Genomic DNA, 21,493 nt, shown 5'->3' on the forward strand with positions numbered 1-21,493 from the left:
CTTGGCCAAGATCCTCGTAGTCACTTCCGGCAAGGGCGGCGTGGGTAAAACCACCACCAGCGCCGCCATCGGCACCGGCCTCGCCCTGCGCGGCCACAAGACCGTCATCGTCGACTTCGACGTGGGCCTGCGTAACCTCGACCTGATCATGGGCTGCGAACGCCGCGTGGTGTACGACTTCGTCAACGTGATCAACGGCGAAGCGACCCTGACCCAGGCCCTGATCAAGGACAAGCGCCTCGAGAACCTGTACGTGCTGGCCGCCAGCCAGACCCGTGACAAGGACGCGCTGACCAAGGAAGGCGTGGGCAAGGTCATCGACGAGCTGTCGCAGAACTTCGAATATGTGATCTGCGACTCGCCGGCCGGCATCGAGACCGGCGCGCACATGGCCATGTACTTCGCCGACGAAGCCATCGTCGTGACCAACCCAGAAGTTTCCTCGGTCCGCGACTCCGACCGCATGCTCGGCCTGCTGGCGAGCAAGTCGCGCCGCGCCGAACAGGGCCTGGAGCCGATCAAGGAGCGCCTGCTGCTGACCCGCTACAACCCCGAGCGCGTCACCAAGGGCGAGATGCTCGGCGTGGAAGACGTCGAGGAAATCCTCGCCATCAACCTTCTGGGCGTGATCCCCGAGTCCCAGGCCGTGCTGAAAGCCTCCAACCAGGGCGTACCGGTCATCCTCGACGACCAGAGCGACGCCGGCCAGGCCTACAGCGATGCCGTCGACCGTCTGCTCGGCAAGGAAGTGCCGCATCGCTTCCTCGACGTGCAGAAGAAAGGACTCATGCAACGCCTGTTTGGAGCGCGCTAATGAACATTTTCGACTTCTTTCGTGAACGCAAGAAGGAAACCCCTGCGTCGATTGCGAAAGAGCGTCTGTCGATCATCGTCGCCCACGAGCGCGGCCAGCGTAGCCAGCCGGACTACCTGCCGGCCCTGCAGAAGGAGCTGGTCGAGGTGATCCGCAAGTACGTCAACATCGAGCAGGATCAGGTGCAGGTGGCGCTGGAAAACCAGGGCAGCTGCTCCATCCTGGAACTCAACATCACCCTGCCGGATCGTTGATTCAGACGGGGTAAGCGACGGCGGCCTCGGCCGCCGTCGTCATTTGTGGAACCGCCATGCCGCTGTCGAACATCGAGATACTCCATCAGGACGACGCCCTGCTGGTGATCAACAAGCCCACCCTGCTGCTCTCGGTGCCCGGCCGCGCCGAGGACAACCGCGACTGCCTGGTGACCCGCCTGCAGGAAAACGGCTACCCGGAAGCGCGCATCGTCCACCGTCTGGACTGGGAAACCTCCGGCATCATCGTGCTGGCCCGCGATGCCGACAGCCACCGCGAGCTGTCGCGACAGTTCCACGACCGCGAAACCGAAAAAGCCTACACCGCCCTGTGCTGGGGCCAGCCGGAACTGGACAGCGGCAGCATCGACCTGCCGCTGCGCTACGACCCGCCGACCAAGCCGCGCCATGTAGTCGACTTTGAGCACGGCAAGCACGCCCTGACCTTCTGGCGCGTACTGGAACGCTGCGGCGACTACTGCCGCGTCGAGCTGACGCCGATCACCGGCCGCTCGCACCAGCTGCGCGTGCACATGCTGTCGATCGGCCACCCGCTGCTTGGCGACGGCCTGTATGCCCACGAACAGGCCCTGGCCGCCTGGCCGCGCCTGTGCCTGCACGCCAGCATGCTCAGCCTGACCCACCCGCAGACCGGCGAGCGCCTGCGCTTCGAGTGCCCGGCACCGTTCTGAGTCTCTTCCATAGCCCGGATGCAATCCGGGGAGTCCGTCCCCCGAATTTCATCCGGGCTACAACTGACTATCTTTCTTGCACCCCCATGCCGATCTTGAGAGCAGGTGTAGTGTGCTTTTGCCCCCTCTCCCGTTTACGGGAGAGGGTTGGGGAGAGGGTGAGTGGGCCAACTCCTTCTCCCACAATGGGGAGAGGGGGGCTTTCGAGATCGCGGACAGCTTCTGAGCCGTCTGAAGACATCCCCCAACACGTGCCAAACGCGCCACGGAATCCGATAAACTCGACCGATTGCCGTCCGGAGTCCGTTATGCGCGCAGAGCTGAACCAGGGTCTGATCGATTTTCTCAAGGCCTCGCCCACCCCTTTCCACGCCACCCGCAGCATGGCCCAGCGCCTGCAGGCCGCCGGCTTCCGCGCACTGGATGAGCGCGAGCCCTGGCACACCGAGCCGGGCGGGCGCTATTACGTGACCCGCAACGACTCCTCGATCATCGCCTTCTGCCTCGGCCACCGCGCCCCGCTGGATGGCGGCCTGCGGATGGTCGGCGCGCACACCGACAGCCCCTGCCTGCGCGTCAAGCCGCAGCCGGAGCTGCAGCGTCAGGGCTTCTTCCAGCTCGGCGTGGAAGTCTACGGCGGTGCCCTGCTCGCGCCCTGGTTCGACCGTGACCTGTCGCTGGCCGGCCGCGTGACCTTCCGCGAAGGCGGCAAGGTGCAGAGCCTGCTGATCGACTTCGAGCAGCCGATCGCAGTGATCCCCAACCTGGCCATCCACCTCAACCGCGAGGCCAACCAGGGCTGGGCGATCAATGCGCAGACCGAGCTGCCGCCGATCCTCGCCCAGTTCCCCGGCGAGGACAGTGCCGACTTCCGCGCCGTACTGACCGAGCGCCTGGCCGAGGAACACGGTATCAGCGCCGACGCAGTACTGGACTACGAGCTGAGTTTTTACGACACCCAGAGCGCCGCGGTGATCGGCCTCAACCAGGACTTCATCGCCGGCGCGCGCCTGGACAACCTGCTGTCGTGCTACGCCGGCCTGCAGGCGCTGATCGAAGCCGACAGCGACGAAAGCTGCGTGCTGGTATGCACCGACCATGAGGAAGTCGGCTCCTGCTCGGCCTGCGGCGCCGACGGCCCGTTCCTCGAGCAGGTCCTACGCCGCGTGCTGCCGGAAGGCGATGCCTTCGTGCGGATCATTCAGAAGTCGTTGCTGGTCTCGGCCGACAACGCCCACGGCGTGCATCCCAACTACGCCGACAAGCACGATGCCAATCACGGTCCCAAGCTCAATGCCGGCCCGGTGATCAAGGTCAACAGCAACCAGCGCTACGCCACCAACAGCGAGACCGCCGGCTTCTTCCGCCACCTGTGCCTGGCCGAGGAAGTGCCGGTACAGAGCTTCGTGGTGCGCAGCGACATGGGTTGCGGCTCGACCATCGGCCCGATCACCGCCAGCCAGCTGGGCGTACCCACCGTCGACATCGGCCTGCCGACCTTCGCCATGCACTCGATCCGCGAGCTGGCCGGTAGCCACGACCTGGCGCACCTGGTGCGGGTGCTCAGCGCTTTCTACGGCAGCGCCGAGCTGGCCTGAGTCTCGCCCCTCTCCCCACCCCTCTCCCGTCAACGGGAGAGGGGGCTTCCCCCCTACGCGGGCCGCTCAGTCCGGCACTTCAACGCTCACTCGCACGGCGTCGTGGCGCCAGTACTCCACGTCGCAATCGATGATCCGCCCGTGCTGGTCGCGATTGACCCGGGTGATGCACAGCGCCGGGCTGCCGGGGGCCGCCTTGAGGCTGAAGGCCGCATCCGCCGGCAAGGCGGTCGGCAGGATATCGAAGGCCACCCGGCCATAGCGGATGTCGTAGCGGCTGGCGTAAAGCTCGGTCAGCGAGGCGGTCAGGTCGGCATCGAGGATGCCCGGGAAGTAGGCCGGGTTGAGGTAGTGCTCGACATACAGCACCAGGCGCCCGTCGATCCGCCGTACCCGACGAATCTGCAGCACCGCCGACAGCGCCGGCAGCTCCAGGCGCTCGCAGATGTCCACCGGCGCCGGCATCAGCCGCGCGCTCAGCACCTCGGTCGAGGGCACCCTGCCCTGCTCGCGCACCATGGCGTGGAAGTGGCTGCGCACCAGCGGGTTGTAGGCCAGCCGCCGCGGCGAGACGAACCAGCCACGGCGCTCCTCACGATAGATCAGCCCCTCGGCTTCCAGCTGCCCCAATGCTTCGCGCAGGGTGATGCGGGTGGTTTCGAACAGCTCGCTGAGCGCGCGCTCGGCCGGCAAGCGCCCGCCTTCGGGCAACAGGCCGTGGTCGATCTGCTCCTGCAGGGCGCGACAGATCGCAGTAACGGTACGCGGCGCTTCTTCGCGCATGCTTTTCTCCCAATCTGGCATAGACCAGCACCAAGCCGGTGCAGGCGCCGGTCATGCTAGGCAGCCTAGATGACTGTCAGATGACAGCCAGTTTTCTTCCCTGGCAGCCTGCATGCCGCATGCCATGTGGCCTGCTGCAACTTCGACAAATCAGCCACTTAGCTATGGTCTACGCTTTCCCACGCATGCCTGGGTGCATGGCATCGCCATAAAAACGTCATACAAAGCCTCTAGATTTGGCCTGGGTCTTGCTGATCTAGACCAAACTTTCACCCTGCTAAGGAGCTTCACAATGAAACGCCTGCTGCTGGCTTCACTGATGGGATCGGCCATTGTTCTGGGTAACCAGGCCATGGCCAACGAGGACTTGAAAGCACTGGAACAAGCCGCCCGCGCAGAGGGCGAAGTCAACAGCGTCGGCATGCCCGACAGCTGGGCCAACTGGAAGGACACCTGGGCTGACCTGAACAAGCTGTACGGCCTCAAGCACATGGACACCGACATGAGCTCGGCCCAGGAGATCGCCAAGTTCGACGCCGAGAAGGACAACGCCACCGCCGACATCGGCGACGTCGGCGCCGCCTTCGGCCCCATCGCGGTGCAAAAGGGCGTGACCCAGCCCTACAAGCCGAGCACCTGGGAGCAGATCCCGGCCTGGGCCAAGGACGCCGATGGCCACTGGATGCTGGCCTACACCGGCTCCATCGCCTTCATCGTCAACAAGCAGCTGGTCAAGGAGCCGCCGAAGTCCTGGGCCGACCTCAAGGAAGGCAAGTACAAGGTCGCCATCGGTGACGTCAGCGCCGCCGCCCAGGCCGTCAACGGCGTGCTGGCCGCCGCCATCGCCAACGGCGGTGACGAGAAGAACATCCAGCCGGGCCTGGACTTCTTCGCCGAGATCGCCAAGCAGGGCCGCCTGTCGCTGTCCAATCCGACCATCCAGACCCTGGAAAAAGGCGAAGTGGAAGTCGGCGTGGTATGGGACTTCAATGGCCTGTCCTACCGCGACCAGATCGACCCGAGCCGCTTCGAGGTGCTGATCCCGTCCGACGGTTCGGTGATCTCCGGCTACACCACCATCATCAACAAGTACGCCAAGCACCCGAACGCGGCCAAGCTGGCCCGCGAGTACATCCTCTCCGACGCCGGCCAGATCAACCTGGCCAAGGGCAATGCCCGGCCGATCCGCGCCGAGCACCTGACCCTGCCGCCGGAAGTGCAGGCCAAGCTGCTGCCCAACGAGCAGTACGCCAAGGTCCAGCCGATCAAGGATGCCGCCGCCTGGGAAACCACGTCCAAGGCCCTGCCGCAGCTGTGGCAGGAAAACGTGATCATCGAAATGCAGTGACCGCGATGCGGGGCCCGCACGGGCCCCGCTCTCGCCAAGGAATTCCCGATGCCGCACAAAGTCATTCTGGTCGTGCTCGACGGTCTCAACTACGAGGTCGCCCGGCATGCCCTGGGCCATCTGCAGGCCTACTGCGCCGCCGGCCGCGCCGCGCTGTACCGGCTCGAATGCGAACTGCCGGCGCTGTCGCGCCCGCTCTACGAATGCATCATGACCGGCGTTGCGCCGATCGACAGCGGCGTGGTGCACAACGACGTGGTGCGCCTGTCCAAGGAGCGCAGCATCTTCCACTATGCCCGTGACGCCGGCCTGACCACCGCCGCCGCGGCCTATCACTGGATGAGCGAGCTGTATAACCGCGCGCCCTTCGTCGCCGCCCGCGACCGCCACACCAGCGATGCGGCCCTGCCGATCCAGCACGGCCACTTCTACTACGCCGACCACTACCCGGACTCGCACCTGTTCGCCGACGCCGAGAGCCTGCGCCTGAAACATTCGCCGGACTTCCTGCTGGTGCACCCGATGAACATCGACGACGCCGGCCATGGTTATGGCCTGGATTCGCCGCAATACCGCAACGCCGCGCGGCGCGCCGACGTGATCCTCGCCGACTACCTGCAGGGCTGGCTCGACGCCGGCTACCAGGTGCTGGTGACCGCCGACCACGGCATGAATAACGACCGCTCGCACAACGGCCTGCTGGCCGAGGAGCGCGAGGTCCCGCTGCTGGTGCTGGGCGAGGCCTTCAGCCTCGACGCCAACGCCCGCCCCCGGCAGATCGAGCTGTGCGGCACCATCTGCGCGCTGCTCGGCGCCGCCCACGACAAACCCCTGTGCAAGGAACTGCTCAAGTGATGTCCGCTCTTCGCGGCAAGTGGCTGGCCCTGCTGTGCCTACTGCCCTTCGCCGTGTTCTTCTTCGCCTTCCAGGTCGCCCCGCTGCTGTGGGTGGCGATCAACAGCCTGATCGTCGGCGACAGCTGGAGCCTGGCCAATTTCAGCAAGATCTTCTCCTCGAAGTTCTACCTGCAGGCGATCAAGCACAGCCTGCAGATCGCCTTCTGGTCGAGCCTGTTCGGCATCGTCATCGCCATCCTCGGCAGCTACTCGCTGCGCCAGGTGGACTCGAAGCTGCGCGACTTCGTCATGGCCTTCTCCAACATGACCAGCAACTTCGCCGGTGTGCCACTGGCCTTCGCCTTCATCATCCTGCTCGGCTTCAACGGCGCACTGACCCTGCTGCTCAAGCAGGCCGGCGTGATCGACGACTTCAACCTGTACTCCAAGACCGGCCTGATCGTGCTCTACACCTACTTCCAGATTCCCCTGGGCGTGCTGCTGCTCTACCCGGCCTTCGACGCCCTACGCCAGGACTGGCGCGAGTCGGCGCAACTGCTCGGCGCCGGCAGCTGGGACTTCTGGCGGCATATCGGCCTGCCGGTGCTGACCCCGGCGCTGCTCGGCACCTTCGTCATCCTGCTGGCCAACGCCCTCGGCGCCTACGCCACCGTTTATTACCTGACCACCGGCAACTTCAACGTGATGCCGATCCGTATCGCCGGCCTGGTGGCCGGCGACATCAGCCTCGACCCCAACCTGGCCAGCGCCCTGGCCATGGTGCTGGTCGGCCTGATGGCGCTGATCACCGTGGTGCACCAGTGGCTGCTGCGCAGGAGCTATCACGATGCGCGCTGAAAACAAACCCGCCGCCCTCTACCACCGCGTGGTGGTTTGGCTGCTGTTCCTGATCCTGCTGCTGCCGCTGGCGGCCACCCTGCTCTACTCGCTGTCCACCAGCTGGTCGGCGACCATCCTGCCGGATGGTCTGACCTTCAAGTGGTACCTGGCGCTGTGGAGCGACGCGCGCTTCCTCGCCGCCTTCGGCCAGTCGCTGCTGGTGTGCCTGGGTGCGCTGCTGTTGGCGGTGGTGCTGATCCTGCCGCTGCTGTTCGTGGTGCACTACCACTTCCCCAAGCTGGACGGGGTGATGAACATCCTCATCCTGTTGCCCTTTGCAGTGCCGCCGGTGGTGTCCTCGGTGGGCCTGCTGCAGGTCTACGGTTCCGGGCCGCTGGCGATGGTCGGCACGCCGTGGATCCTGATCGGCTGCTACTTCACCGTGGCCCTGCCGTTCATGTACCGCGCCATCACTAACAACCTGCAGGCGATCAACCTGCGCGACCTGATGGACGCCGCCCACCTGCTCGGCGCCAGCACCTGGAAGGCCGCCTTCCTGGTGGTGCTGCCCAACCTGCGCAACGGCCTGATGGTCTCGCTGTTCCTTTCCTTCAGCTTCCTGTTCGGCGAGTTCGTGTTCGCCAACCTGCTGGTCGGTACCCGCTACGAAACCCTGCAGGTGTACCTGAACAACATGCGCAACAGCAGCGGCCACTTCAACAGCGCGCTGGTCATTTCCTATTTCTTCTTCGTATTGCTCTTCACCTGGGCGGCCACCCGCCTGAACAAGGACAAACCGTAGGCTGCGCGCGAGCGCAGCGAGTCGAAGCCTACAAGGACACCTTCATGAGTTACCTGAGTATCCGCAGCCTGCACAAAAGCTACGGCGCCACCCCGATCTTCAGCGACATCCACTGCGAGATCGAAAAAGGCGAATTCGTCACCCTGCTCGGCCCTTCCGGCTGCGGCAAGTCCACCCTGCTGCGCTGCATCGCCGGCCTCACCGAGGTCGATGGCGGGCAGATCCTCCTGGGCGACCAGGACCTGGTGCCGCTGTCGCCGCAGAAGCGCGGCATCGGCATGGTGTTCCAGAGCTACGCGCTGTTCCCCAACATGACCGTGCAGCAGAACGTCGCCTTCGGCCTGCGCATGCAGAAGGTCGGCAAGGACGAGACCGCCCAGCGCGTCGACGAGGTGCTGCGCCTGGTGGAGCTGCACGACTACGCCGCGCGCTACCCGCACCAGCTTTCCGGCGGCCAGTGCCAGCGTGTGGCCCTGGCCCGCTCGCTGGTCACCCGCCCGCGCCTGCTGCTGCTCGACGAGCCGCTGTCGGCGCTGGATGCACGCATCCGCAAGCACCTGCGCGAGCAGATCCGCGCCATCCAGCAGGAACTGGGCCTGACCACCATCTTCGTCACCCATGACCAGGAGGAGGCGCTGACCATGAGCGACCGCATCTTCCTGATGAATGCCGGCAAGATCGTCCAGAGCGGCGATGCCGAGTCCCTCTACACCGCGCCGGTCGACGCCTTCGCCGCCGGTTTTATCGGCAACTACAACCTGCTCGACGCCGATGCCGCCAGCCGCCTGCTGCTGCGCCCGGTGCACCAGCGCATCGCCATCCGCCCCGAGTCCATCCGCCTGGAAGACAGCGGCGCCATCGCCGCCGAAGTGCTCGGCCACAGCCTGCTCGGCAACGTGATCCGCTACCGGGTGCAGGCCAACGGCGTGGAGCTGCTGGTGGACGTGCTCAACCGCTCGGAAGGCTCGCTGATCGGCAAGGGCCAGTGCATCGGCCTGTCCATCGACGCCAACGCGATCCGGGAGGTGGCGTGATGGCCCTGGCGATCTTCGACCTCGACGAAACCCTGATCCACGGCGACTGCGCCTCGCTGTGGGCGCAGCACATGGCCGACATCCAGTGGGTCGACGGCGAGTCCTTCCTCGCCCGCGAGCAGGAACTGATGGCGCTCTATTCCCAGGGCAAGCTGGCCATGGAGGATTACATGGCCTACACCCTGTCGCCGCTGGTGGGACGCACGCCGGAGGAAGTCGAGTTCATCGTCGGCCCCTTCGTCGAAGACGTGATCGAGCCGATCATCTACAGCGACGCCATGCGCTGCCTGGCCGCTCACCGTGCGGCCGGCGACCGCCTGCTGATCATCTCCGCCTCGGCACATTTCCTGGTCAGCGCCATCGGCGAACGCCTGGGCGTCGAGGAAGTCCTGGCTATCGACTGCGAGCTGCAGCACGGCTGCTACAGCGGCAAGACCAGCGGCGTACTGACCTACCGCGAAGGCAAGGTCACCCGCCTCGCCGCCTGGCTAGAAGCCGAAAGCGAGAGCCTGGACGGTGCGCATTTCTACTCCGACTCGCGCAACGACCTGCCGCTGCTGCTGCAGGTGCCGCATCCCCATGCGGTCAACCCGGACCCGACCCTGCGCGCTCACGCCGAGCAGGCCGGCTGGGACATCCTCGCCTGGCACTGACAGCGCGCGAGCCGGCTCAGGCCAGGCTCGCGTCGAGCTGCAGCACCAACTTGCCGGCCACCTGGTTGCTGGCCAGCGCGGCGAAGGCGGCATCCACGTCCTTGGCCGGGTAGACCTGCTCCAGCTGCGGCTTGAGGCGGCCCTCGGCAAACAGCGGCCAGACCTGGCGCTGCAGATCGGCCAGCAGCTCGGCCTTGAACTGCTCATCGCGGTTGCGCAGGGTCGAGCCGGTCAGCTGGATGCGCTTGCCGAGCAGCAGCGCCATGTCCAGCGGCGCCTTGCTGCCGCCCATCAGGCCGATACACACCCAGCGGCCGTCGCGGGCCAGCAGCTGCAGGTTGAGCTCGGCGTAACTGGCCCCCACCGGGTCGAGAATCACATCGAAAGGCCCGAAGTCGCGCAGGCTCTCCAGCGCCTCGCCGCGAATCGCACCGCCCTGGGCACCGAGCCCCACGCAATAGGCCAGGCGCTCGGCCGAGCCGACGCTGACCCAGCAGGGATTGCCGAACGCCTTGCACAGCTGGATCGCCGCCGAACCGACGCCGCTGGCACCGGCGTGCAGCAACACTTTCTCGCCGGGCTTGAGCGCGGCCAGCTGGAACAGGTTGAGCCAGGCGGTGGCGTACACCTCCGGCAGAGCCGCCGCTTCGGCCAGCGACAAGCCCTCGGGTACCGGCAGGCAATGGCGGGCGTCCACCACCACTTCCTCGGCCATGCCGCCACCGGCCAGCAGGGCACAGACTCGGTCACCGACCTGCCAGGCACTGCCGGCACCGACCTCGATCACCACCCCCGAGCACTCCAGGCCGAGAATATCGCTGGCGCCCGGTGGTGGCGGGTAATGCCCGGCCCGCTGCAGCAGGTCGGCACGGTTGAGGCCGGCGGCGGCCACGCGAATGCGGACCTGCCCCACATCGCAGGCAGGAACCGCCCGCTGCGCCCACTCCAGCTGCCCCTCGATGCCTTGCAATGCCTTCATGCTGCCTCCATAGTGAGTGAGACCCCGGCAATAGACAGCATGCGGCTTTGCGCCTACCGTCGGGTTTTTGCATTCTGCCGCCCGGCTCCCACGGAACCGGCGCCCTACCAGACGGCCTAATATGCGTTATCACCTGCCTTCGCGTCGAACCACCATGCAGAGATTCCTCCCCGCTACCGCCCTGGCCCTGCTTCTCGGCCTGCACTCCCTGCCCGCTGCCGCCAAGGCCGCCGCGGAGAACTGGGCCTACCTGCAGCCAGACCGCGAACAGGTGATCGCCAGCCTCAATGTGGTCGAGCTGCTCAAGCGCCACCACTACAACAAGCCCCCGCTGGATGACGCCCGTTCGGCGAAGATCTACGAGGGCTACCTGAAGATGCTCGATCCGGCGCGCAGCTACTTCACCGCCGCCGATATCGCCCAGTTCGACCGCTGGCAGAAAAAATTCGACGACCTGCTCAAGAGCGGCGATCTGGAACCCGGCTTCATCATCTACCGCACCTACCTGCAGCGTGCCGAAGAGCGTCTCGACCAGGTCGACGCCCTGCTCGCCGAAGGCGTCGACAAGATCGATTTCAGCCTCGACGAGAGCCTGCTGGTCGACCGCGAGAAAGCCCCCTGGGCCAAGAACCAGGCCGAGCTGGACGATCTCTGGCGCAAGCGCGTGAAAGACGAAGTGCTGCGTCTGAAACTGGCCGGCAAAGACAGCAAGGACATCCAGAGCCTGCTGCAGAAGCGCTACAAGAACCAGCGCAAGCGTCTCGAGCAGACCCGCGGCGAGGACGTGTTCCAGGCCTATATCAACGCCTTCGCGCAGACCTACGACCCGCACACCAACTACCTCTCCCCGGACAACGCGGAGAACTTCGACATCAACATGAGCCTGTCGCTGGAAGGCATCGGCGCCGTGCTGCAGACCGACAACGAATACGTCAAGGTAGTGCGCCTGGTGCCGGCCGGCCCGGCCGAGAAGAGCAAGCTGATCGCGCCTGCCGACAAGATCGTTGGCGTAGCCCAGGGCGACAAGGAAATGGTCGACGTGATCGGCTGGCGCCTGGACGAAGTGGTCAAGCTGATCCGCGGGCCCAAGGGCTCCAAGGTGCGCCTGGAAGTGATCCCGGCCAGCAATGCGCCGAGCGACCAGACCAGCAAGGTGGTCAGCATCATCCGCGAGGCGGTCAAGCTGGAGGAGCAGGCGGCGCAGAAATCGGTGCTCAAGCTGCAGCACGAGGGACGCGACTACAAGCTCGGCGTGATCAAGGTCCCGGCCTTCTATCTGGACTTCAAGGCCTACCGCGCCCAGGACCCCAACTACAAGAGCACCACCCGCGACGTGAAACGCCTGCTGGGTGAGCTGAAGCAGGAGAAAGTCGACGGCGTGGTCATCGACCTGCGCGACAACGGCGGCGGCTCCCTGCAGGAAGCCACCGAGCTGACCGGCCTGTTCATCGACCAGGGCCCGACCGTGCTGGTGCGCAACAGCGACGGCCGCGTCGACGTACTGGCCGACGAAGAGCCCGGCGTGTTCTACGACGGCCCGCTGGCCGTGCTGGTAGACCGTCTCTCGGCGTCCGCCTCGGAGATCTTCGCCGGCGCCATGCAGGACTACCACCGCGCGCTGATCCTCGGTGGCCAGACCTTCGGCAAGGGCACGGTGCAGACCATCCAGCCGCTCAACCATGGCGAGCTGAAGCTGACCCTGGCCAAGTTCTATCGCGTCTCCGGACAGAGCACCCAGCACCAGGGCGTGCTGCCAGACATTGCCTACCCGGACATCGTCGACACCAAGGAAATCGGTGAGAGCGCCCTGCCCGAGGCCATGCCCTGGGACAGCATCAAGCCGGCCGTACGCCCGGACAGCAATCCCTACAAGCCTTTCCTGGCCGAACTCAAGGCCCGCCACCAATCGCGCACCTCCGGCAACCCGGATTTCGTCTTCACCCGCGAGCGCCTGGCGCTGGCCCAGGAGCTGATGGCCGAGACCAGCGTCAGCCTCAACGAGGACAAGCGCCGCGCCCAGCATGCGGATATCGAGAAGCGTCAACTGAGCCTTGAGAACGCCAAGCGCCAGGCCAAGGGCGAGGAGCTGCTCAAGGAAATCAAGGCAGAGGACGAGGATGCCGCGCCGGCGGAACCGGAGAAAACCAAGCCGGAAGACGACGCCTACCTGACCGAGAGCGGGCACATCCTGCTCGACTACCTGGGCCTGGAAGCGACCGTCGCCAAGCACTGACGTAATCAAACAGTCATCGAACTGTCGTGAAACAGAGGGGCCGGTAGCGATACCGGCCCTTTTTCATTCCGCAGAACGAGACGCCCATGACCGTCACCGAGCAGTTGAGCGCGCTGGAATCCATCCTCGCTCACGGCGACTTGCATAGCCTGTTCCAGCCCATCGTCAGCCTCTCCGAGCGGCGCATCCTCGGCTACGAAGCGCTGACCCGTGGCCCCTCCAACAGCCCGCTGCACGCGCCGCTGGCGCTGTTCAGCGTGGCACGCAATGTCGGCCGCCTGAGCGAACTGGAGCTGCTGGCACGCAAGAGCGCCTGCCGCCACTTCCGCGGCCAGCAACTGAGCGGCAAGCTGTTTCTCAACGTCTCGCCGGAGTCGCTGCTCGAATCCAGCCACCAGCCCGGGCGCACGCTCAAGCTGTTGCAGGACGTCGGCATCCCCCCGGATCAGGTGGTGATCGAACTCACCGAACAGGCCCCGATCGAAGACTTCGGCCTGCTCGACACAGCCCTGCACCACTACCGCGCCATGGGCTTCTCCATCGCCCTGGATGACCTCGGCGCCGGCTACTCCAGCCTACGTCTGTGGTCCGAACTGCGCCCGGACTACGTGAAGATCGACCGCCACTTCATCGACGGCATCCACCAGGACGCGGTGAAGCGCGAGTTCGTCGGTTCGATCCTGAAGATGGCCAGGGCCTCGCGCGCCCAGGTGATCGCCGAGGGTATCGAGCTGGCGGAAGAACTGGCGACCCTGATCGAGATGGGTGTCGACCTGGTCCAGGGTTACCTGCTGTGTCGCCCTCAGGAGCAGCCACCGCGTGACGCGCAGAAGCTGCTGCCGCGCCTGGACAACCTGGCTCCGGCACTCGGCGAGGACAGCGGTGACCTCTGCGCGCTGCTCAACGAACAACAGGCAGTACCCCAGGACACCCCCATCGCCATGGTGCTGGAAGCCTTTCGCGCCCAGGCCAACCTCAACTCCCTGGCGGTGCTGGATGACAGGCAGCAGCCGGTCGGCATCGTCCATCGCCATTCGCTGTCCGACGCTCTGCTCAAGCCCTTCGCCACCGACCTGTTCGCGCGCAAGCCGATCAGCCGGCTGATGAGCAGCGACTTTCTCGCCGTGGACATCGGCCATTCGCTGCAGCAGGTCAGCCGCCTGCTCACCAGCCGCGCGCAGCAACGCATGGAGGAAGACTTCATCATCACTCGCCAGGGCCGCTACTGCGGGCTGGGCCGGGTGATCGACGTGCTCAAGCTGATCACCGAGCTGAAGATCCAGCAGGCCCGACACGCCAACCCGCTGACCCTGCTGCCGGGCAACGTACCGATCCAGCAATGCCTCGCCCGCCTGCTGCAACAGGGCCGCGAGTCGGTGGTGTGCTACGTGGATATCGACAGCTTCAAGCCGTTCAACGACCTGTACGGCTATGCCCGCGGCGACGAGGTGCTGCTGTGCCTGGCGCAATGCCTGAACGAGCGGGTCGATCCCAGCCGCGACTTCGTCGGCCATATCGGTGGCGACGACTTTCTCCTGGTGCTGGGCCCCGATACCTGGCGCGAGCGGCTCAACCAGCTGCAGGAAGACTTCCAGGCCCAGTGCCGGCGCTTCTACCGCGAGGAACACCTGCAGGCCGGCTGCTTCGTCAGCCACAACCGCCAGGGCAAGCGCGAGGAGTTTGCCCTGCTGTCACTGTCGATCGGTGTCGTGCAGCTGCACCCGCAGAGCTGCGCCCAGCTGGACGCCGCGCAACTGGCCGGCCTGGCCTCGGAGGCCAAACGCCAGGCCAAGGCCGTGCCCGGCTACAGCCTGCACATTCTGGATACGCTCAGCCTTTCGGCCTGAGCCCCAGCTGTTCGGCACGATGGGCAAAACGCTCGGCCTGCCCGGCATCGGCAACCAGGCCCGGGCCACCCTCGCGATACAGCTGGCTCAAGCGCTGGGCAGCCAGCGGGTGGCCGGCATCGGCTGCCACCGCCCACCAGCGCGCCGCCTCGGCGGCATCCGCAGCCTGACGACTGTCGCCTGCCAGCACCTGCACGCCCACCTGGTAGGCGGCCTTGCCGTCACCGCCCTGGGCAGCCAGGCGCAACAGCCGCAGACCCTCTTCGCGCGCCCCGAAGCCATGGCCGCGGAACAGCAGGATATGACCGTAGAAACTCTGCGCCGGCACATGCCCCAGCGCGGCCATGCGCGCGTACTGCCCCTGCATCCAGGCCCAGGCGCGCGGCTGTTGTAACAACCAGCGCCAGTGGAACAGGCGGCGTGCCAGCCAGTAGCCCAGTCGCGCTCGCACAGGCCAGAGCATCAGGCCTCCTCGGGGTAACTGAACTCGAACACCCGCGCCACCTCGGCGGCATGCCAGGAAGCCGCCGCGATACCGTCGGACGGACCGGAGAAGCGCCCGAGCCGCGTCACACACTCGAAGAAGCCAGTACGCGGCAGGCGGCTGGCGCCCTGGCTGATCACCAGAGCGCTGCGCAGTGGGCGCTCGGCACGCGCATCGAGGGCCGCCAGGTGTTCCAGGGCGGCAGTCAGGGTCTGCATGGCCGGCGTCGGCAGCTGCAGGCGCTCGACCAGGGCACGGTAGGTCAGCAGGTGACGCTGGCGCCGGGCATCCTCCAGCTCGCCCAGCAGCGCCTGCCAGTGTTGCCGGTGGATACGCACGCTCAAGAGGACTGCTCCCAGTCACTCACTCCCAGCACGCGCCCCAGCGAGCGCAGGATGGCGCCTTCCGGTACGCGCTCGCCGGATTCGAACAGGCCCAGATAGTGCGGGCTGATGCCCACCGCGCGGGCCAGATCGGCCTGGGACAGCCCCTTGGCCTCACGCAGGCTGACCAGCTGGTCTAACGGCGAAACGCTCGCAGGGGCCGGTGCGGCGGCGGCCTGCACCTGGCCGGCGGCGCTCAACAGGGCCTGGTACTCGGCCCAGGGCAGCACGGCGTATTCGGGCTGCCCATCGCGCCTGATCACTTGCACACTCATTACAGCTCTCCGTGGAAAACAATGCCGAAACACTCGGCACTTCCCTTGCTGGCGCTCATCCGCCCATGGGCAGAGGGTGACCCATACTGACTCGCCAGACAAGAGTGGCCCGGCATCAGCGCACCTCCTCGTCGCTGCGCGGCAGCGCCTCCGCCTGCTTCAGCTGCTCCGCCGGCCGCGCCTCGCGCCAGGCCCGATAGGCATCCAGTTCCGCAGCCCAGGTGCGCATCACCCAGGCCAGCACGGCGAGATCGTCAAGCAAGCCCGCACCCGGCAGCCAGTCCGGGACCATGTCCAGCGGCGCCAGGAAGTACAGCAGCGCCGCCACCACCGAGAGCAGCGCCTGGCGCCCCACGGCGCGGTACTCGCCACGCCACCAGGCGGCACACAACCCCAGCAGCAGGTTCAGGTCATCGCGTACCCGGGCGAAACGGGCATTGCGCTCGCCCTTCTCCGCCACTGCGCGCAGCAAACCGGGCAGTCGACCACTCTCGAGCAAACGCCTTGCCATCGTCAGGTAACGCGCACCACCCCAGGACGAATTCATGCCCGTACTCCTCTATCCCTCACCACGACTGGGCTGCCAGGGTTATCCACCAAAGCTGTGGATAACCTTGTGAACAGTTCTCTTGATAACGCTTCAAACGCCCGTCCCACAGGGCCCCGAGACAGATCGGGCATTTTTTGTTCACGAGCAAAAATGCTTATAAATCATGCAGTTATGATACGAGCATTGCTCAGGAAACGCGGTAACGGTCAACCCGGGGCAGGTAACCGGCCCAATGTGCATAAGCGTAACACCAGCCGCCGATCCCCCTTCATTCAGACCGACAAGTCGCACAAATGAAAACGCCCCGGCGAGCGGGGCGTTTGCATCGATTGCGCGGCGTCTTACTGAGCAGCGGCTTCTTCTTTCTGGTCCTTGATGGCCAGCAGTTCCAGATCGAACACCAGCACCGAGTTGGCCGGAATCGCCGGGCTCGGGCTCTGGGCGCCGTAGGCCAGCTCGCTGGGGATGTACAGCTTGTACTTCTCGCCGACGTGCATCAGCTGCAGACCTTCAACCCAACCCGGAATCACGCCGCTGACCGGCAGATCGATCGGGCTGCCGCGCTGGATCGAGCTGTCGAATACGGTACCGTCGATCAGCTTGCCCTCGTAGTGCACGGTCACCACGTCGGTGGCCTTGGGCTGGGCGCCTTCGGTCTTCTTCACCACTTCATACTGCAGACCGGACTCGGTGGTCTTCACGCCGTCCTTCTTGCCGTTCTCCTCGAGGAACTTCTTACCGGCCTGGGCCGACTCCTCGTTGAGCTTGGCCATGCGCTCCTCGGAACGCTTCTGCAGGAAGGCGAAGGCCTCGGCCAGCTCCTCGTCCTTCAGTTTCTGCTCTTTCTTGCCGATGGCGTCTTCGATGCCCATGGCCACGGCCTTGGAATCCAGATCATCCAGGCCTTCCTGCGACAGGCTCTTGCCCATGTTCAGGCCGATACCATAGGAGGCCTTCTGCGCCGGGGTCTTGAGTTCCACTTCGCTGGTCTGAGCATCGCAACCGGCCAGAACCAGGCCGACCAGGGCAACCGCCGCAGCAAGACGATGTTGTTTCATGCTTGTTCCTTGTTAGCGCCACGAGGGGCAGAAAGAGAGCGCGAGCTTAGCAGCCTGCGGCGAGCACTGGCTACGGCACTGTAGGAACTGTGAAAGGCAGATAAGTTCAGCGCGCCGGACATCATTGCGATGCGGCAGCCGAGATCCATAAAAGGCGGGCAAAAAAAAACGACCATTCGGTCGTTTTCTTCAAGCCTGGTCTTCAGTCTAACCAAGGCTTTATATATGGCGCAGCGGACGGGACTCGAACCCGCGACCCCCGGCGTGACAGGCCGGTATTCTAACCGACTGAACTACCGCTGCGCGTAACCCCGTGAGCGAGATGGTGGGTGATGACGGGATCGAACCGCCGACCCTCTGCTTGTAAGGCAGATGCTCTCCCGGCTGAGCTAATCACCCTTCGCTCTCGAAGTGGTGCGCATTCTAGGGATGAGCTTTTACCTTGGCAAGCCTTTTTTGAAAAAAATTTTCGAGCAGTTCCAAAGGCTTAGCTTCGGGTTGGCCAATCGAGGCCGGCAGAGAATAATGCGCGCTTCGTGTTCAAGGAGTGTCTCCCTCATGTGGTTCCGCAACCTGCTTGTTTATCGCCTGACCCAGGACGTGCCCTTCGACGCCGAAACCCTGGAAGCGGCGCTGGCCGCCAAGGCCGCGCGCCCCTGCGCCAGCCAGGAGCTGACCACCTACGGCTTCATGGCCCCGTTCGGCAAGGGTGGCGATGCGCCGCTGGTGCATGTCAGCGGTGACTTCCTGCTGATCGCCGCGCGCAAGGAAGAACGCATCCTGCCGGGCAGCGTGGTGCGCGACGCCCTGAAGGACAAGGTCGACGAGATCGAAGCGCAGCAGATGCGCAAGGTCTACAAGAAGGAACGCGACCAGCTCAAGGACGAGATCGTCATGAGCTTCCTGCCGCGCGCCTTCATCCGCCGCTCCAGCACCTTCGCCGCCATCGCGCCCAAGCTCGGCCTGATCCTGGTCGACAGCGCCAGTGCCAAGAAGGCCGAAGACCTGCTGTCCACCCTGCGCGAAGCCATCGGCTCGCTGCCGGTACGCCCGCTGACCGTGAAGATGGCGCCGACCGCCACCCTCACCGACTGGGTCAAGGCCCAGACCGCCGCGCCGGACTTCTTCGTCCTCGACGAGTGCGAGCTGCGCGATACCAGCGAGGACGGCGGCGTGGTGCGCTGCAAGCGCCAAGACCTGACCAGCGAGGAAATCCAGCTGCACCTGTCCTCCGGCAAGCTGGTCACCCAGCTGTCCCTGGCCTGGCAGGACAAGCTGTCCTTCGTACTGGACGACAAGATGACCGTCAAGCGCCTGCGCTTCGAGGATCTGCTGCAGGACCAGGCCGCCCAGGATGGCGGTGACGAGGCGCTCGGCCAGCTGGACGCCAGCTTCACCCTGATGATGCTGACCTTCACCGACTTCCTGCCGGCCCTGTTCGAGGCCTTTGGCGGCGAAGAGGTGCCGGAAGGTATCTGACCAGCCGGACAACTCCGGTAACCTTTGCCAGGGCTCGTTCGTCCCCACGGACTTGCCCTGTGCAGTTCACTGTGCAAAATAGCGAACAACGCGAGGACGACCTCGCCGCTCCATCCGAGTGACCATCCGGGACGGCCCGCCCATCAGTTGTTAGGAGCCATCCCATGTCCTGGATCATTCTGTTTCTCGCCGGCCTGTTCGAGGTCTGCTGGGCTGTCGGCCTCAAGTACACCGACGGCTTCACCCGCCCCCTGCCTACCCTGCTCACCGTCGCGGCGATGATCGTCAGCATCGGCCTGCTCGGCCTGGCCATGAAGGAACTGCCGCTGGGCACCGCCTATGCGATCTGGACCGGCGTCGGCGCGGTCGGCACGGTCATCGCCGGCATTTTCCTGTTTGGCGAGTCGATGGCGCTGCTGCGCCTGGGCAGCGTGGCGCTGATCGTCGTCGGCCTGATCGGCCTCAAGCTCAGCCACTGATAGACCCCAACAAAAAAGCCCGCCAATCGGCGGGCTTTTTCATTCGCTCGGGTCAGCGCTGATCGCCGCGCAACCGAGAGACCTGCTCCTGCATGACCAGCCGACCGGTGTCCGCCGGCAGCGGCGTACCGGCGACGATGTTGACCCGCGACCAGAAGCGCCTGAACAGGCCCTTGTGCGGCGCCCGACTGAAGAAGCTGCCCCACAGCCCCTGCAGCGCCAGCGGAATCACCGGCACCGGATTGGCGGCGAGGATGCGCTCGACCCCGGCCTTGAACTCGTCGATCTCGCCCGTGGTGGTCAGCTTGCCCTCGGGGAAGATGCACACCAGCTCGCCCGCCGCCAGGTACTCGGCGATCCGCGCGAAGGCCCGCTCGAACACCTCCGGGTCCTCGTTGCGCCCGGCGATCGGCACGGTACCGGCGGTGCGGAACACGAAGTTGAGCACCGGCAGGTTGTAGATCTTGTAGTACATGACGAAGCGCACCGGCCGCCGCACCGCGCCGCCGATCAGCAGCGCATCGACGAAGGACACGTGGTTGCACACCAGCACCGCCGCGCCCTCCTCCGGGATCACGTCCAGGTCCTGGTGGCGCACCCGGTACATCGAGTGGCTGAGCATCCAGATGAGGAAGCGCATGGTGAATTCGGGCACGATCTTGAAGATGTAGGCGTTGACCGCCAGGTTCATCAGCGAGATGGCCAGGAACAGCTGCGGGATGCTCAGCTTGGCCACGCTAAGGAAGAGGATCGACACCACGGCCGCAGCCACCATGAACAGCGCGTTGAGGATGTTGTTGGCGGCAATCACCCGCGCCCGCTCATGCTCCTCGGTACGCGACTGGATCAGCGCGTACAGCGGCACGATGTAGAAACCGCCGAAGATGCCCAGGCCGAGGATCGAGGCCAGCACCGACCAGGCCTCGCCCATCTGCAGCAGGCCAAGCCAGTCGTGCGCCGCGCTCGCCTGCGGGAAGCTGCTGGAAGTGGCCCACAGCAGGATGCCGAACAGCGACAAACCGAAGGAGCCGAACGGCACCAGGCCGATCTCCACCTTGTGCCCGCTCATGCGCTCGCAAAGCATCGAGCCCAGGGCAATACCCACCGAGAACACGGTGAGGATCAGCGTCACCACGCTCTCGTCGCCGTGCAGCAGGTCCTTGGCGAAATTCGGGATCTGCGTCAGGTAGATCGCCCCGAGGAACCAGAACCAGGAGCTGCCGATCAGCGAGCGCGACACCGCCGGGCGCTGGCCGAGGCCCAGGTGCATGATCCGCCAGGACTGGCGGAAGATGTTCCAGTCCAGCTGCAGCTGCGGCAGCGCCGCGGCGAAACGCGGGATGCCGCGGCTGGCGACATAGCCGGCCACGGCGGTGGCGACTATGGCGATGCCCACCGCCAGGCGGTAGCCCTCGCCGGACATCAGCAGCCCCGCACCTATGGTGCCGGCGAGGATGGCGAGGAAGGTGCCCATCTCCACCAGGGCATTGCCGCCCACCAGCTCCTGCTCGCGCAGCGCCGCCGGTAGTATCGAGTACTTCACAGGGCCGAACAGCGCCGAGTGGGTGCCCATGGCGAACAGCGCCAGCAGCATCAGCGGCAGGCTCTCCAGCAGGAAGCCGGTGGCACCGACCGCCATGATCACGATCTCGGCCAGCTTGATCAGGCGGATCAGCGCGTCCTTGGCGAATTTCTCGCCGAACTGGCCGCCGAGCGCGGAGAACAGGAAGAACGGCAGGATGAACAGCATCGCGCACAGATTGACCAGCAGATCGCGGTCGGCGAAGTTGATCCAGGCCTCCTTGTCCACCTCGAAACTGAGCTTGAACAGGATGGCGAGAATCAGCGACTGCTTGAACAGATTGTCGTTGAACGCGCCGAGCAGTTGGGTGATGAAGAACGGCAGGAAGCGCCGGGTGCCGAGCAGGGCGAATTGCGAATTCGGGGTCATCGTCCTTGTACCTGTCTGAGGCCGAGCGGCCGTCCTGCATTGGACCGCATCTGCCCCGGGCAAAGCCACACCCGCGTGTGGCTTTCGTGCACAGCTCCCCTCTCCCTCCGGGAGAGGGGGC

Annotated in this window: 22 protein-coding genes and 2 tRNA genes; 14 read left to right on the top strand and 10 right to left on the bottom strand. The window is 65.4% G+C overall.

The window, feature by feature from the left end; all coding sequences use genetic code 11:
* Position 1 precedes the first annotated feature (1 nt).
* The 4 genes from minD (at position 2) to PA6_RS15795 (ending at position 3,358) form a co-directional block, all read left to right on the top strand.
* A complete protein-coding gene (gene minD, locus PA6_RS15780) occupies positions 2-814 on the top strand; it encodes a septum site-determining protein MinD (RefSeq protein ID WP_021701940.1) in 813 nt (270 codons plus the stop codon).
* Positions 814-1,068 (top strand): cell division topological specificity factor MinE, encoded by a 255-nt coding sequence (gene minE / locus PA6_RS15785; protein WP_021701941.1) that lies wholly within the window; start codon positions 814-816, stop codon positions 1,066-1,068. Before minD ends, minE begins: the two co-directional genes overlap by 1 nt.
* Positions 1,069-1,124: 56 nt before the next feature.
* Entirely contained in the window at positions 1,125-1,760 is a 636-nt protein-coding gene (locus tag PA6_RS15790) for an RluA family pseudouridine synthase (protein ID WP_021701942.1), read from the top strand.
* A gap of 308 nt (positions 1,761-2,068) precedes the next feature.
* Entirely contained in the window at positions 2,069-3,358 is a 1,290-nt protein-coding gene (locus PA6_RS15795; protein ID WP_021701943.1) for a M18 family aminopeptidase, read from the top strand.
* A gap of 66 nt (positions 3,359-3,424) precedes the next feature.
* Here the strand turns inward: PA6_RS15795 and PA6_RS15800 are convergent, their stop codons facing one another.
* Entirely contained in the window at positions 3,425-4,141 is a 717-nt protein-coding gene (locus PA6_RS15800; RefSeq protein WP_021701944.1) for a UTRA domain-containing protein, read from the bottom strand.
* Positions 4,142-4,433: 292 nt separating this feature from the next.
* On the opposite strand from PA6_RS15800, the gene PA6_RS15805 reads away from it, so the two are divergent.
* The 6 genes from PA6_RS15805 to PA6_RS15830 are packed head-to-tail and all read left to right on the top strand — an operon-like array spanning position 4,434 to position 9,654.
* Positions 4,434-5,489, top strand: coding sequence for an ABC transporter substrate-binding protein (locus PA6_RS15805; RefSeq protein WP_021701945.1), 1,056 nt, complete (start codon positions 4,434-4,436; stop codon positions 5,487-5,489).
* Positions 5,490-5,537: 48 nt separating this feature from the next.
* The gene (locus PA6_RS15810; RefSeq protein WP_021701946.1) at positions 5,538-6,344 is read left to right on the top strand and encodes an alkaline phosphatase family protein; all 807 of its coding nucleotides are present in this window, start codon (positions 5,538-5,540) and stop codon (positions 6,342-6,344) included.
* Complete coding sequence (locus PA6_RS15815; RefSeq protein WP_021701947.1) at positions 6,344-7,183, top strand: ABC transporter permease; 840 nt, start codon at positions 6,344-6,346, stop codon at positions 7,181-7,183. Before PA6_RS15810 ends, PA6_RS15815 begins: the two co-directional genes overlap by 1 nt.
* Positions 7,173-7,967 (top strand): ABC transporter permease, encoded by a 795-nt coding sequence (locus PA6_RS15820; protein ID WP_021701948.1) that lies wholly within the window; start codon positions 7,173-7,175, stop codon positions 7,965-7,967. Before PA6_RS15815 ends, PA6_RS15820 begins: the two co-directional genes overlap by 11 nt.
* Before the next feature lie 44 nt (positions 7,968-8,011).
* Positions 8,012-9,001 (top strand): ABC transporter ATP-binding protein, encoded by a 990-nt coding sequence (locus PA6_RS15825; protein ID WP_021701949.1) that lies wholly within the window; start codon positions 8,012-8,014, stop codon positions 8,999-9,001.
* Positions 9,001-9,654, top strand: a complete 654-nt coding sequence (locus PA6_RS15830; RefSeq protein ID WP_021701950.1) for an HAD family hydrolase — start codon at positions 9,001-9,003, stop codon at positions 9,652-9,654. Before PA6_RS15825 ends, PA6_RS15830 begins: the two co-directional genes overlap by 1 nt.
* A gap of 16 nt (positions 9,655-9,670) precedes the next feature.
* On the opposite strand, the gene PA6_RS15835 is transcribed toward PA6_RS15830, so the two are convergent.
* Positions 9,671-10,633: an NAD(P)H-quinone oxidoreductase gene (locus PA6_RS15835; protein ID WP_021701951.1), complete on the bottom strand. Its 963-nt coding sequence runs from the start codon at positions 10,631-10,633 to the stop codon at positions 9,671-9,673.
* A 154-nt stretch (positions 10,634-10,787) separates the two neighbouring features.
* Here PA6_RS15835 and PA6_RS15840 point away from each other — a divergent pair, with 154 nt between their 5' ends.
* Together PA6_RS15840 and PA6_RS15845 are read left to right on the top strand one after the other, a co-directional pair.
* Entirely contained in the window at positions 10,788-12,866 is a 2,079-nt protein-coding gene (locus PA6_RS15840; RefSeq protein WP_043216802.1) for a carboxy terminal-processing peptidase, read from the top strand.
* 86 nt (positions 12,867-12,952) lie between these two features.
* On the top strand, positions 12,953-14,713 hold the full coding sequence (locus PA6_RS15845; RefSeq protein ID WP_021701953.1) for a bifunctional diguanylate cyclase/phosphodiesterase: 1,761 nt from the start codon (positions 12,953-12,955) through the stop codon (positions 14,711-14,713).
* Here PA6_RS15845 and PA6_RS15850 read toward each other — a convergent pair.
* The 7 genes from PA6_RS15850 to PA6_RS15880 all read right to left on the bottom strand — a co-directional run bounded on the left by PA6_RS15850 (position 14,697) and on the right by PA6_RS15880 (position 17,862).
* Entirely contained in the window at positions 14,697-15,176 is a 480-nt protein-coding gene (locus PA6_RS15850; protein WP_021701954.1) for a hypothetical protein, read from the bottom strand. The genes PA6_RS15845 and PA6_RS15850 overlap by 17 nt on opposite strands.
* Positions 15,176-15,541, bottom strand: coding sequence for a hypothetical protein (locus PA6_RS15855; RefSeq protein ID WP_021701955.1), 366 nt, complete (start codon positions 15,539-15,541; stop codon positions 15,176-15,178). Before PA6_RS15855 ends, PA6_RS15850 begins: the two co-directional genes overlap by 1 nt.
* On the bottom strand, positions 15,538-15,855 hold the full coding sequence (locus PA6_RS15860; protein WP_021701956.1) for a helix-turn-helix domain-containing protein: 318 nt from the start codon (positions 15,853-15,855) through the stop codon (positions 15,538-15,540). The genes PA6_RS15855 and PA6_RS15860 overlap by 4 nt, the downstream gene beginning before the upstream one ends.
* Positions 15,856-15,970: 115 nt before the next feature.
* Positions 15,971-16,402: a YkvA family protein gene (locus tag PA6_RS15865; RefSeq protein ID WP_021701957.1), complete on the bottom strand. Its 432-nt coding sequence runs from the start codon at positions 16,400-16,402 to the stop codon at positions 15,971-15,973.
* Between the two features lie 344 nt (positions 16,403-16,746).
* Complete coding sequence (locus PA6_RS15870) at positions 16,747-17,463, bottom strand: FKBP-type peptidyl-prolyl cis-trans isomerase (protein ID WP_021701958.1); 717 nt, start codon at positions 17,461-17,463, stop codon at positions 16,747-16,749.
* A gap of 226 nt (positions 17,464-17,689) precedes the next feature.
* Positions 17,690-17,766, bottom strand: a tRNA-Asp gene (locus PA6_RS15875).
* Positions 17,767-17,786: 20 nt separating this feature from the next.
* Positions 17,787-17,862, bottom strand: a tRNA-Val gene (locus tag PA6_RS15880).
* A 159-nt stretch (positions 17,863-18,021) separates the two neighbouring features.
* On the opposite strand from PA6_RS15880, the gene rdgC reads away from it, so the two are divergent.
* Both rdgC and sugE read left to right on the top strand, forming a co-directional pair.
* Positions 18,022-18,942, top strand: a complete 921-nt coding sequence (rdgC, locus tag PA6_RS15885; protein WP_021701959.1) for a recombination-associated protein RdgC — start codon at positions 18,022-18,024, stop codon at positions 18,940-18,942.
* Between the two features lie 164 nt (positions 18,943-19,106).
* On the top strand, positions 19,107-19,421 hold the full coding sequence (sugE, locus tag PA6_RS15890) for a quaternary ammonium compound efflux SMR transporter SugE (protein WP_021701960.1): 315 nt from the start codon (positions 19,107-19,109) through the stop codon (positions 19,419-19,421).
* Positions 19,422-19,473: 52 nt separating this feature from the next.
* Here sugE and PA6_RS15895 read toward each other — a convergent pair whose 3' ends face one another.
* Positions 19,474-21,372, bottom strand: coding sequence for an MFS transporter (locus PA6_RS15895; RefSeq protein WP_021701961.1), 1,899 nt, complete (start codon positions 21,370-21,372; stop codon positions 19,474-19,476).
* Between the last annotated feature and the right edge of the window lie 121 nt (positions 21,373-21,493).

Source organism: Aquipseudomonas alcaligenes NBRC 14159 (assembly GCF_000467105.1).
Classification (GTDB): Bacteria; Pseudomonadota; Gammaproteobacteria; order Pseudomonadales; family Pseudomonadaceae; genus Aquipseudomonas; species Aquipseudomonas alcaligenes.